The organism is Endozoicomonas arenosclerae, from assembly GCF_001562015.1.
GTDB lineage: Bacteria > Pseudomonadota > Gammaproteobacteria > Pseudomonadales > Endozoicomonadaceae > Endozoicomonas_A > Endozoicomonas_A arenosclerae.
In genome coordinates this window covers 13,947-26,973 of sequence record NZ_LASA01000065.1, presented here as the reverse complement: position 1 = coordinate 26,973, position 13,027 = coordinate 13,947, and the positions used below count along the sequence as shown (strand labels likewise).

Sequence of the window (13,027 nt, the reverse complement as noted above, 5' to 3'; positions counted from 1 at the left end):
ACAGTCAAATCAACCAGATTCTCAAAAAAAAGCAGGAAATAGCGTTAAAAATACCGCTTTTTGGTCACTCTTTATCCATTTATTGACATAGATCAAACCAGCATTTTGCCAAACGAACTTAAGCTGTAAAAAGATCGGGGATAGCCGGACAGTAATATTTTATTACACCGGTAAAGCCAGCCAGTACCCCGGCAGGCATAGTTAAACTCCATAAGCGCCGCAAGAAATCGCTGGAGTGACTCAGCGATAATACCTCCAAAAAAGTCTGATCTGATACTTCCCCGCATAACTCTTTCGTGCAAATAAAACACAAGTGAATGACGAAAGAGCCATGTTTGGCAACACAGGTAAACAACATGAAGCAGTGGATTCGACTCTCCCTCACGGCCAAGGTGCTGATCGGCATGGTGGCAGGTCTGGCGATCGGCCTGGTCATGCGCCAGTTTACAGGTAGTACTTTTGTTGAGCACTACCTGGTAAATGGCGTATTCAACGTCGTTGGTCAAATATTCCTGACCGCTCTGAAAATGATTGTGGTACCTCTGGTATTCACTTCTATCGTTTGTGGTGCCTGCTCACTGAAAGACGTCACCGTTCTTGGTCGTCTGGGCGGCAAAACAGTGGTGTTTTATCTACTGACCACCTGCATCGCTATCAGCCTGGCTATGGGTCTGGCACTTCTGGTGGGTCCGGGTGAAGGTGCCAACCTGGAAAGCGCGTCTTCTTTTGCCGCTTCCACCGCCCCTTCCATCACTGAAGTGATCATTGGCATGTTCCCGTCCAACCCGATTGAAGCCATGGCTTCCGGCAACACTCTGCAAATCATTGTATTTGCCCTGTTGTTCGGTATTGCTATTGCGGCAGCGGGCAAGCCTGCCGAGCCCATCGTCAAGCTCTTCGTAGCACTGAACGAAGTGATGATGAAGCTGGTAACCCTGATCATGAACCTGGCGCCTTACGGTGTTATGGGTCTGATGGCCAAGCTGTTCTACTCCATCGATCTGGGTGCCATCGGTAACCTGATTCAGTACTTCCTGGTAGTACTGGGTGCTCTGGCTCTGCAGCTGTTCATCACTTACTGCGGTCTGCTGAAAGTGACTACCGGCCTGAGCCCACGCATCTTCCTGAAGAAAATTCAGGATGCGTTTATGTTTGCTTTCACTACCGCCTCCAGTAACGCCACTATTCCGGTTACTCTGGAAGCAGTAACCCGTCGTATGGGTGTCAGCAACAAAGTGGCATCTTTCACTGTACCTCTGGGCAGCACCATCAACATGGACGGTACTGCGATCATGCAGGGTGCCGCCACTGTTTTCATTGCCCAGGCTTTCGGTATTGACCTGAGCATGGGTGACTACCTGATGGTTATCGTTACTGCGACTCTGGCGTCTATCGGTACCGCAGGTGTGCCTGGCGTAGGTCTGGTCATGCTGGCAATGGTTCTGCAACAGGTGGGTCTGCCTCTGGAAGGTATCGCCCTGATCATGGGTGTGGATCGTCTGCTCGATATGGTTCGTACTGCCGTAAACATCACCGGTGACAGCGTTGTCACCTGTATTGTTGCCAAGAGCGAAGGCGAGATGGACCAGCAGATTTTTAACGATATGGAAGCCGGTGAAAGCGATGAAAACATCGACTTCCACCACATTGGTGAACAGCAGGCTCAAAGAGCCTGAGTGTTAACTGATTGATTTTTTAAGGCCGACGATTTGTCGGCCTTTTTTATTTTTTAACCGCCATTGTCAGTGCCATTTCACAAAGCTGCTCCAGATCCAGTCGACCACCCGGGTCATACCAGACTTTCACCCAGGAAATAGCGCCTCGCAGAAACTGCCTCAGAATATGCGGATCAATAGCCAGCAAGCCCTCTTCTTCACACTCTTCCAGGCTATCAAGCCAAAGTCTTTCATACTGATCTCGCAACTCCAAAATATCTTCCTGACTCTCCTCGGTCAGAGAACGCCATTCGGATAACAGCAGGGACATGGCTTCGCCCGTTTCGCCTATTATGGATTCAATCTCACAGCGAATCAGAGCCAGCACCTGCTCTTTCGGATTTTCAGTACGAGACAGAGCCTCCTGCATGCGTGCAGTGTTGATGTGAATGGTCTCAACCAGAACGGCTTTCAGAATCGCTTCTTTATTGGGGTAATGGTAAAAAAGACTGCCCGACTGAATCCCCAGTTCTTTTGCCAACTCTCTCACTGTCGTACGTTCATAACCCCGTTCGACAAACAGGTGGGCAGCCGTTCTCAGCAAGCGCCCCTTGGCACTGTCAGGGGCATTGATAATTTTTTGATCCACCAGCGTCTGCAGAACAGAAGACATTTCACTCACAAAACCGACCTGAAACAGTAGTTACCAATGTGGGCGCTACAGTATGCAAACCGCGTCGCACACCCCAAACCAGAAAATAACGAGCGCATCATAGAGCAGGATTTTCATGGTTAACAGTCATTCTTAAATTTGCCAACCAAGCGCTTGCTTGGTAATTTAAATAGTACCCCTTGCCCAATCAGGATGCCAGTGGCATCCGAGCAGTTAACAATGAATACAAACAGCCTTGAGCTTATAAAAAGCAACGATAAAAGCATTCGCATCGGTTGTGCCTCCGCCTTCTGGGGTGACACCAGTACAGCAGCCCATCAGCTGGTGAGCAAAGCACAACTGGATTACCTTGTTTTTGATTATCTGGCCGAAGTCACCATGTCCATCATGGCAGCGGCTCGCATGAAGAATCCGGATATGGGCTACGCTCCGGATTTTGTTCAGGTGCTGACACCTCTTCTTGAGTCCATTGCTCAAAAGAATATAAAAGTCATCAGTAACGCAGGTGGGATCAACCCATTGGCCTGTAGGGATGCTCTTGTCAAAGTGATTTCAGAAGCAGGCCTGTCTCTGAAAGTGGCGGTTGTCACCGGTGACAACCTGATGGATCAACAGCAGCATTACAGAGAGCAAAACCTGACTGAGATGTTCAGCAACGCTCCCATGCCAGAGAGCTTTGTCAGTCTTAATGCCTACCTTGGCTACGAAGGAATCAGCGCAGCATTGGCAGCCGGGGCCGATATAGTCATTACCGGTCGTATAGTGGACAGTGCCGTAGTTACCGGTGCTCTGGCCTGGGAATTTGGCTGGCAGCCTACCGATTACGATAAATTGGCTCAGGCCAGTCTGGCAGGCCATGTCATAGAATGTGGCACTCAATGTACGGGTGGAAACTTTACCGACTGGAAAACAGTCTCAGGCTTTGATGACATGGGCTTCCCAGTCATTGAGTGTTATGCAGACGGACACTTCGAAGTCACCAAGCCAGAAAATACCGGTGGGCTGGTCAATCAAGGAACCGTCTCTGAACAGATCCTCTATGAAATTGATAATCCCCGGCACTATTTATTGCCAGATGTCGTTTGTGACTTCTCACAGGTCAAACTTGAGGAGACCGGGAAGGATCGCGTAGCGGTTGCGGGAGCCAAAGGCTATGCACCTTCAGGCTACTACAAGGTTTCAGGAACCTGGATTGATGATTTCCGCTGCGTTGCCAACCTGCTGATTGGTGGTGTTGAAGCGTCTGCAAAAGCGGAATCAGTAGCTGAAGGCATTCTGACCAAGTGTCGCAAGCTGTTTGCCAGCAAAGGCATTACTGACTTCACCCGGACACGTGTTGATGCTCTGGGTGCCGGAGCTCTCCAACAAACGCAAAGTGATGACAGCGGCTTCAGGGAAGTAGTCATGCGCATTGCCGTCACTCACCCTGACAAAAAAGCACTGGTATTGTTTTCCAAAGAAATTGCCCAGGCTGCCACGGCCATGGCTTCTGGCATAGCGGGCAGTGTTACCGGTGGTCGCCCATCCGTTTCTCCTCGTATTTGCCTCTACTCTCTGCTGGTTCCAAAGAGTGATATTAACGTCCATTTGGTAATAGATGACCAAACAACACCTGTGACCATCCACTCCTCTTCCAACCCGCTCACTCTGGAAGCACAACCGGAATGGCCTGTTGAAAAAGCTTCCCCGGATCAGGATTGGTTAACTGTGCCTCTGGTCAAACTGGCCTGGTGTCGCAGCGGTGACAAAGGTAACCATTCCAACATTGGGGTGATTGCACGACAGCCTGAATATGTTTCCTACATTGCTTCCGCTTTGACTGAAGAGTCACTGGCCAACCACATGTCTCATGTTCTAGATGATCCTGACAGTGATGTTTCACGCTGGTATTTACCAGGCTTGAACGCCTTCAACTTTCTGTTGAGAAACAGTCTGGGCGGCGGGGGTATAGCGAGCCTGAACCCGGACCCTCAGGGTAAAACCTACGCTCAACAAATGCTGGATTACCCGATACCAGTGCCCCCTGCTTTAGCCAAACAGCTGATCCATTAAAGCAGTCATATTCCTTTAAAAAGTTATGAACCAATAAAAACAGCCATGAGCGCTTAAACAGGATACCCCATGAGTTTTGCTTCAATCTTCAGACAAGACCTGTTCAACAACAAAAACATCATTGTCACCGGTGGTGGCAGCGGTATAGGGCGATGCACTGCTCACGAGCTGGCGGCTCTGGGTGCCCATGCCATTCTGGTAGGCAGAAAGCTGGAAAAGCTCGAGCAGGTCCAGCAGGAAATCATTGAAGACGGTGGCAGTGCATCTATTCATACCTGCGATATTCGTGACGAAGAGGGTGTGACCGCTCTGGTCAGTCAGGTGGTTTCAGAAAAAGGCGTTATTCATGGATTGGTCAATAACGCTGGCGGGCAGTTCCCGTCACCTTTGGAACATATCAGCAAGAACGGTTTTGAAGCCGTTGTGAAAACCAACCTTATCGGTGGTTTTCTGATGGCCCGAGAAGTTTTTAAACAGTCCATGCAGGAACACGGCGGAAGTGTCGTTAATATTATTGCGGATAACTGGGGCGGCATGCCGGGCATGGGGCATTCCGGAGCAGCCAGAGCGGGAATGGATAACTTCACCAAAACAGCGGCCTACGAATGGGGCAGAAGTGGAGTAAGGGTCAACGCTATTGCTCCTGGCTGGATTGCTTCCAGTGGCATGGATACTTACGACGACGCAACCAAAAACATGCTCTCGCAGCTCTATCAACATGTGCCCTTAAAACGTATGGGAAGCGAATCAGAAGTCAGTGCTGCAATCTGCTTTCTGCTCAGCGAAGCAGCTGCTTTCATCAGTGGCTCAACCCTGAGAATTGATGGCGCTGCCTCCCAGGGTAATAACAGCTGGCCACTACCGAAAGCGAAAAACAACCAGCCTTTTGATGGTTTTCATCGCTCCAACCCACCCCGGTGGGTTACGGACAAATATTCAGACTCCGAAAAGTAATTTTTAACATTCAGGACTGCTCACGAGACCCATAACACCATGGCTATCATCGAATCCAGCATCAATACCGGCTCAGAAAGCTTCGCTGCCAATGCCGAATGGATGTCAGAAAAAGTCAAAGAATTCCAGGCCATTGAGCAACTGGTAGTCGATACCGCAGGCAAAAAGCGGGAGGCTCTGGCCAAGCTCGACAAATTACTGCCCAGAGAACGTCTGCACTGCCTGCTGGACCCTGGCGCCCCCTTCATAGAGCTGAGCTCTCTGGTGGGCTACAAGATGTACGACGATAAAGATGGCAGCAGTGCTGGTGGGGGCTTTATTGCAGGTATTGGCTATGTATCAGGCGTTCGTTGTCTTGTTCAAGTGAACAACTACTCGGTCAAGGGGGGAACCTTTTCCCCCATTGGTCTGGAGAAAACCATTCGAGCCCAGAAGATTGCTCTCGAGAATAAACTGCCGATCATTAATCTTCTGGAAAGTGGCGGCGCCAACCTCAATTATGCGACAGAATCTTTTGTCCGTGGTGCCAATGGCTTTGCCAATCAGGCTCGACTTTCTGCAGCGGGTATACCCCAGATCACGGTCGTACATGGCAATGCTACAGCGGGTGGAGCTTATCAGGCTGGCTTGTCGGACTACATGATTCTGGTGCGCAACAAGAGCAAGATTTTCCTGGCCGGCCCTCCCCTGCTGAAAGCAGCCACAGGTGAAATAGCTGACGATGAAGAGCTGGGTGGCGCCGACATGCATGCCGCTGTGGCAGGTACAGGCGAATATCTGGCTGAAAACGATGCGGACGGTATCCGCATTGCCCGAGAAGTTGTTGGAACCCTGAACTGGGAGCCTCTGCCGAAGAGTCAGAAATCCTTCAAGGAGCCTCTCTACAACCCGGACGAGCTGATGGGTATTGTCCCCTCAGACCCAAAGACCCCCTACGACGTTAAAGAACTCATAGCACGTATAGCTGATGGCTCTGATTTCATGGAGTTCAAACCCGGCTTTGATCAAGGCACTGTTTGTGGACATTGTCGTATTCAGGGCCAGCCTGTCGGTGTCATTGGCAATAACGGCCCTATCACTCCCAAAGGTGCCAACAAGGCATCCCAATTTATTCAACTCTGTGAGCAAAGTAATACTGCTCTGTTATTCCTCCATAACACCACGGGGTTTCTGGTCGGAACAGAAACCGAACAGAACGGTGTTGTTAAACACGGTTCAAAGATGATTCAGGCGGTGGCCAATGCCCAGGTTCCAAAAATCAGCCTGGTGGTTGGCGGCTCTTATGGTGCGGGCAACTATGCCATGTGCGGCCGAGGCCTTGATCCTCATTTCATATTCGCCTGGCCATCCGCCAGAACGGCGATTATGGGTGGCGAGCAGGCTGGGATGGTGCTGAGAATCGTGGCGGAAGAAAAAGCCCGCAAAGCCGGTGTAGAGCCCGATAAGCAGCAACTGGAACAGATGGAACAAAGCACAGCAGACTTCCTGAACCAGAGCGCGACGGCTCTGTTTGGTACTGCCAGACTCTGGGATGATGGCCTGATAGACCCAAGGGACAGCCGCCAGTTGCTGGGCTTTCTGCTGGACATCTGTCGTGAAGGCGAACAACGCCAGATACGTTCCATCACCTTTGGTGCAGCTCGCTTCTAACTGAATTTCATAAATCAGCCACGATCAAAAGAAACTAACAATAACGCAGAATACCGGAGCCCCTGATGAAGTTTACCGAGGAACACAACGAAATACGCCGAACCATGGCGCAGGTCATCGAGAAAGAGATCAATCCCTACGTTGAACAGTGGGAAGAGGAAGGCATTTTCCCGGCCCACGATCTCTTTAAGAAACTGGGCAACCTGGGTCTACTGGGCGTTGCCAAACCCGTTTCTTACGGGGGTCTGGGCCTGGATTACAGCTATGAAGCCCTGGTGGCTGAAGAGCTGGGTGCTATCCATTGCGGCAGCATTCCTATGGCTATTGGGGTACAAACCAATATGGCCACACCGGCTCTGGCACGATACGGCAGCGACGAACTTCGCAAAGAGTTTCTGACGCCTGCCATTGCCGGCGACCAGGTTGCCAGTATTGCAGTCAGTGAACCAGGTGCTGGCTCCGATGTAGCTTCTATCAAAACAGAAGCCCGAAAAGACGGCGATGACTATGTAATAAACGGCAGCAAGATGTGGATTACCAATTCCACCCAGGCAGACTTTCTGTGTGTACTTGCAAACACCTCTGATGACGCCAGACACATCAACAAATCCCTGATTATTGTACCGACCAATACCCCTGGCGTTGAAGTTTCTCCACGCCTGAACAAGCTGGGTATGCGCTCTTCCGATACCGCCCAGATTTTCTTTGATGATGTCCGGGTCCCCCAGCGTTTCCGTATTGGCGCTGAAGGTCAGGGCTTCACCATGCAAATGCAGCAGTTTCAGGAAGAGCGTCTGTTCTGTGTAGCCAGTATTCTGAAAACCCTTGATCTGTGTGTGAGCGAGACCGCTGACTATTGCTACGAGCGAAAAGCTTTTGGCAAACCTCTGCTGGATAACCAGTACCTTCACTACCGCCTGGCTGAACTGCAGACCGAAACTGAAATAGTCAGAGCCGCTCTCTATCAAGCCGTTGAACAATATGTTGAAGGTGAGGATGTCACCAAACTGGCTTCCATGCTGAAACTCAAGACTGGTCGCCTGGCCCGTGAAGTCACCGATGGTTGCCTGCAGTTCTGGGGCGGAATGGGCTATATGTGGGACAACAAAGTTTCCCGTTTTTACAGAGACTCCCGTCTGATGTCCATTGGCGGCGGTGCAGACGAAGTCATGCTGGGCATCATCTGCAAGTATCTGGGACTGCTACCCGGCCAGAAAAGAGGCTAATGTCGTATGAAACTGTCTGGTTTTGAAACGCTGGAACTGAGCCTTGAAGAAAGGGCTCTTCATGTCCGACTGAATCGTCCTGATGCCCGAAATGCGCTCAGCGATCCAATGATTGATGAACTGTTGGAAGTATTTGGACAGCTTGAGGGCAACCGATCAGTAAGAGCCGTCATCTTGCGCGGTAATGGTGGGCACTTCTGTGCCGGTGCAGACCTTAAAAGCATGAACTCGGCAAACAGTGATCCGGAAAGTGCTTTCGAGAGCAACCGAAGGTTTGGCGATTTGATCACTGCCGTCAGCCATCTTGAGCAGGTCGTGATTGCCGCCATTGAAGGCGCCGTAATGGGTGGAGGCTTTGGCATGGTCTGTGTTTCCGACTTTGCTGTCAGCACCTCTGCAGCGAAGTTTGGCATGCCTGAAACCACTCTTGGGATTCCACCCGCCCAGATTGCCCCTTTTGTTGTCCACCGAATCGGCATTACACAAGCTCGCCGGCTTGCCTTGATGGGAGAGAGAATTTCTGGCTCAGAAGCCTGTGAACTGGGCATTGTTCATCAGTGCGTAGAATCATCGGCAGCTCTTGATGTGGCTGTTAAGGACGCCATCCAACGGGTCAAACGCTGCGCTCCCGGAGCGAATGCGATGACCAAAGCCCTGATGCTGTCTATTGCCGGACAACCTTCCGGAGAATCTCTGGATTACGCTGCCCGGCTTTTCTCCAGCGCTGTGACAGGCGAAGAAGGTCTTGAGGGTATTCAGGCCTTTAAAGAAAAGCGCACGCCCAGCTGGCTGTCTGAGTAATCAGACCGTGCATGAAAAAGTAAAATTGAGAAATGCCATGCCCTCATTAAATAAAATTCTTATTGCCAACCGTGGCGAGATTGCCGTGCGAGTCATCCGCACCGCCAAGGCCATGGGATACAGAACCGTTGCCGTATACAGCGAAGCTGATCACGATGCTTTGCACACAACGCTGGCCGATGAAGCGGTTCTGATTGGCGCTCCAGAAGTATCATCGTCCTATCTGAATAAAGAGGCAGTACTGAACGCTGCCAAAGCAACTGGCGCAGATGCCATTCATCCCGGCTATGGCTTTTTATCTGAGAACACTGATTTCTCTGAAGCCTGTGCCCGTTCAGGTATCACTTTTATAGGCCCAGACGCCAATGCCATTGAGCTAATGGGTAACAAACGTCAGGCCAAGATAGCCATGTTGGAAGCCGGCGTCCCGTGTATTCCGGGTTATGAAGGCGCTGATCAGAGTGATGAAGTCCTGTTGTCCGAAGCCAGAAGAATCGGTTTCCCGGTCATGGTCAAAGCTTCCGCAGGAGGGGGCGGTCGAGGTATGCGTCAGGTAGACGACGAAACCTCTTTTCTGGAAAACCTGAAATCAGCCCGTTCAGAAGCCACCAATGCCTTTGGCAGTGGCGAACTGATTCTCGAAAAAGCCATTATTGAGCCCAGACACATTGAGATTCAGGTGTTTGCCGATCGACAGGGGAACTGCATTTATCTGGGCGAGCGTGACTGCTCTATCCAGAGACGCTTTCAGAAAGTCGTCGAAGAATCCCCCTCTCCCTTTGTAACAGAATCACTCCGCCAGCAGATGGGTGAAGCCGCTGTTCGCGCTGCCAAGAGCTGTGATTATGTGGGTGCAGGCACTGTGGAGTTTCTGGTCGACCGGGATCGCAACTTTTATTTCCTGGAGATGAACACCCGACTGCAGGTTGAGCACCCGGTGACAGAACTGGTGGCTGACGTTGATCTGGTTGCATGGCAGATTATGGTGGCTGAAGGACAACCCTTGCCTTTGACTCAAGAGCAGGTGAGCCTAAAGGGTCACGCCATTGAAGTTCGCCTCTACGCTGAAGATCCTGCTGACAATTTCCTGCCCCAGACTGGCCAGATCCTCGACTGGCAGCTTCCTGAACAGGTTCGCGTTGACCATGGTATCCAGATCAATCAAACCGTATCACCCTTTTATGACCCCATGCTGGCAAAGGTAATTGCCCACGGTCATGATCGTGAAACGGCTCGCCGCAAACTGGTTTGTGCTCTGGAGGACATGAAACTGCTGGGAGTAAAGCATAACCAGCACTTCCTCAGCCGAATATTGAAAGAGCCAGTTTTTATTGAGGGTCATGCCACTACAGCATTCCTGGATCAGGAATTCTCAGATGATGCCTTCAATCTGTCAGAAGCCAGCCTGATGGAAAGTTCAGCTCTGGCTGCCATGGCCTTTTTCCATCTCGAAAACCCTGGTCACGATAAACAACAGGTGTGGGGAGCAACACGCTTTACCCCTTGGCACTACAAGCTGCATTGCGACACTGCAGGTGAGGGACAGGCCTTTCAGGTATCACTGAACGTCACTGAAAAAAATCACTACCGCATCCAGTCGCAAGACCAGGACTATTCACTGACATTGTTGTCTATTGATGATCAATACATGAAGTATTCCGTCAACGGTCTGGTCCAGCACTGTGACTTCGTTTTGTTGGATGATCAGCTTCATCTCTCGACCCTGCAGGGCAACACTCTTTGGAAAAATCAGACTCATGCCCCCGCGCAGTCCACAGAATTTGCGGGTGACGGTCGAGTACTGGCCTCTATGGACGGAGTCATCATCGATGTTCTGGCTAAACCTGGGGACATGGTGGAAACCGGCCAGACGGTGATGGTTCTCGAAGCCATGAAGATGGAACATGCACTCAAAGCTCGGGTATCCGGTACAGTGGAAACGGTTTCTTCAACAGCCGGAGATCAGGTCAAAACCAGACAATGCCTAATGGAAATCACTGCAGTGGAGGCAGAAGCGTGAGCCTTTTTTATTTTAATGAAGAACACCAGGCAGTCAGGGAAACTGCGCGCCGGTTCACCGAGAAAGAAATCACTCCTTTCATTGATGAATGGGAAGAGTCCGGAGGTATTCCCAGAGAACTGTTCCTGAAAGCCGGTGAGGCCGGTTTGCTCGGTATGGGCTACGACGAACAGTATGGTGGCACACCCGGCGACATTTTCCATGCCATTGCCATCAATGAAGAACTGATGCGTGCGGGTTCTGGAGGAGTAGTTGCAGGCCTGCAATCTCTGAATATAGGTTTGCCTCCAGTCCATCGCTGGGGCTCAGACACCCTGAAGGCGCGGATCATTCCTGAAGTTCTGGCGGGCAGCAAAATTGCCTGCCTGGCCATTACCGAACCCGGTGCCGGATCCGATGTAGCAGGCCTCAGAACCCGCGCGGAACAGGTAACCGTTGATGGCAAACCCTTCTACAAAGTGAATGGCAGCAAAATGTTCATCACCAGCGGAGTCATCGCGGATTACTATACCGTTGCCGTACGTACAGGCGGTGAAGGGTTTGGTGGTATCAGCCTGCTGCTGATTGAAAAAGATATCAAGGGCTTCTCAGTTGGCAAAAACCTGAAAAAGATGGGTTGGTGGGCTTCTGATACAGCCGAACTGTTCTTTGACGACTGTCTGGTACCGGCAGAGAACCTGATTGGACAGGAAAACCAGGGGTTTTACTGCATCATGAGTAACTTCCAGCCAGAGCGAATCTCTCTGGCAGTCATGGCTAATACCACTTCTGAAGTCGCACTCAATGCCTGTCTTGAATACGTCAAAGATAGAAGTACTTTCGGCAAGACTCTCAAGGACCACCAGATCATACGACATAAGCTGGCTGTCATGGCCAGCAAGCTGGAAGCCAGTAGAGAGTTTACCTATCGCATCGCAGCGCGTTATCAAGCGGGTGAAGACGTTAGCATGGAAGTATCCATGGCCAAAAATATTGCCACAGACACCAGTGATCACATCACCTACCAGGCTACCCAGATTTTTGGAGGCATGGGCTTTATGCGGGAATCCGTGGTGGAGCGGCTTTATCGGGATAATCGGATACTTGCCATTGGCGGTGGCACTTATGAAATCATGAATGAAGTTATCGCGAAGAATCTTGGACTTTAAGAGTCACGGAACGATCTGGAGAGCTGGCTGAGAAAAGAAAAAGCGGATTGGTTTAGAGGCTGTGTGGAGCATTGCTTTATAGCTCTTCCATGATTCCGGTTTGCTCGTGCTGCTTTTGCAGTTCTTCTCAGCTTTCCGGCTTCCCTATTGGTTGCTACACCACTTGAACACCCTGTAAACCAATCCGCTTGTACGGACATCGACCTTTATTATTATTGTTATTGTTGGTCGACTCATCTGCCTTGTTATTATTTTTATTAGCGGCAGTTTTTTGTTAGTTGCTCACATATATACAATCGGCGTGCCAACTTTTTGAAAAACCTCCACAACCCTTGCAGTACGTACTATCCGAAAAGCAACGATATACACACGTAACCTTTACACTCTCTTTAAATTGTTACCCCCACACGTTTTGATGTAACCACGAAACATAAAGGTAACAAGCAGACGCCTTAAGCTGCTCATTTCTATACTCGAACCCAAGCCGAACCCCCTTAGAAATGAGGTAAATGGCGGACCAGTGCAGCCAAACGTTTAAACTGATACATACTCCGTTCACCCTGAGCTATCAAAGGATGTCGATAATGCACTTCGACGGGCTCAGTGCGAACGGTGTGGGGTTTAGCGCTTAGTTGTACTAGTCGGTCGAGAGGATTCAAAAAATCGAGAATGAGATCCTGAGAAAAGTACTAGTGCGTTCAAGAAACTTTACGATGAGAACAGACAGGTTCAAAACAATGTAAAAAAGTAGGTGTAGAGAGATAAGGGAGGTTCAGAAGATAAAGATAAGCGGATTGGTTTGCAGGCTGTGTGGATAATTGCTTTATTATCCTTCCATGTTTACCGGT

The 13,027-nt window shown here is 50.3% G+C and carries 9 protein-coding genes; 8 read left to right on the top strand and 1 reads right to left on the bottom strand.

Going from position 1 to position 13,027, the window contains the following annotated elements:
- Positions 1 to 356: 356 nt before the first annotated feature.
- Positions 357 to 1,676, top strand: a complete 1,320-nt coding sequence (locus tag WG89_RS09300; RefSeq protein ID WP_062264661.1) for a dicarboxylate/amino acid:cation symporter — start codon at positions 357 to 359, stop codon at positions 1,674 to 1,676.
- Positions 1,677 to 1,722: 46 nt separating this feature from the next.
- On the opposite strand, the gene WG89_RS09295 is transcribed toward WG89_RS09300, so the two are convergent.
- On the bottom strand, positions 1,723 to 2,328 hold the full coding sequence (locus tag WG89_RS09295) for a TetR/AcrR family transcriptional regulator (RefSeq protein WP_062264658.1): 606 nt from the start codon (positions 2,326 to 2,328) through the stop codon (positions 1,723 to 1,725).
- A 219-nt stretch (positions 2,329 to 2,547) separates the two neighbouring features.
- On the opposite strand from WG89_RS09295, the gene WG89_RS09290 reads away from it, so the two are divergent.
- The 7 genes from WG89_RS09290 (at position 2,548) to WG89_RS09260 (ending at position 12,179) form a co-directional block, all read left to right on the top strand.
- A complete protein-coding gene (locus WG89_RS09290) occupies positions 2,548 to 4,380 on the top strand; it encodes an acyclic terpene utilization AtuA family protein (RefSeq protein WP_062264656.1) in 1,833 nt (610 codons plus the stop codon).
- A 69-nt stretch (positions 4,381 to 4,449) separates the two neighbouring features.
- Positions 4,450 to 5,334, top strand: coding sequence for an SDR family oxidoreductase (locus WG89_RS09285; RefSeq protein WP_062264652.1), 885 nt, complete (start codon positions 4,450 to 4,452; stop codon positions 5,332 to 5,334).
- Positions 5,335 to 5,373: 39 nt separating this feature from the next.
- Positions 5,374 to 6,984, top strand: coding sequence for an acyl-CoA carboxylase subunit beta (locus WG89_RS09280; protein ID WP_062264649.1), 1,611 nt, complete (start codon positions 5,374 to 5,376; stop codon positions 6,982 to 6,984).
- Between the two features lie 65 nt (positions 6,985 to 7,049).
- Positions 7,050 to 8,210, top strand: coding sequence for an acyl-CoA dehydrogenase family protein (locus WG89_RS09275; protein ID WP_062264646.1), 1,161 nt, complete (start codon positions 7,050 to 7,052; stop codon positions 8,208 to 8,210).
- A 6-nt stretch (positions 8,211 to 8,216) separates the two neighbouring features.
- A complete protein-coding gene (locus WG89_RS09270) occupies positions 8,217 to 9,011 on the top strand; it encodes an enoyl-CoA hydratase/isomerase family protein (RefSeq protein WP_062264643.1) in 795 nt (264 codons plus the stop codon).
- Between the two features lie 37 nt (positions 9,012 to 9,048).
- Entirely contained in the window at positions 9,049 to 11,031 is a 1,983-nt protein-coding gene (locus WG89_RS09265) for an acetyl/propionyl/methylcrotonyl-CoA carboxylase subunit alpha (RefSeq protein ID WP_062264783.1), read from the top strand.
- On the top strand, positions 11,028 to 12,179 hold the full coding sequence (locus WG89_RS09260) for an acyl-CoA dehydrogenase family protein (protein WP_342669256.1): 1,152 nt from the start codon (positions 11,028 to 11,030) through the stop codon (positions 12,177 to 12,179). The genes WG89_RS09265 and WG89_RS09260 overlap by 4 nt, the downstream gene beginning before the upstream one ends.
- Positions 12,180 to 13,027: the final 848 nt, after the last annotated feature.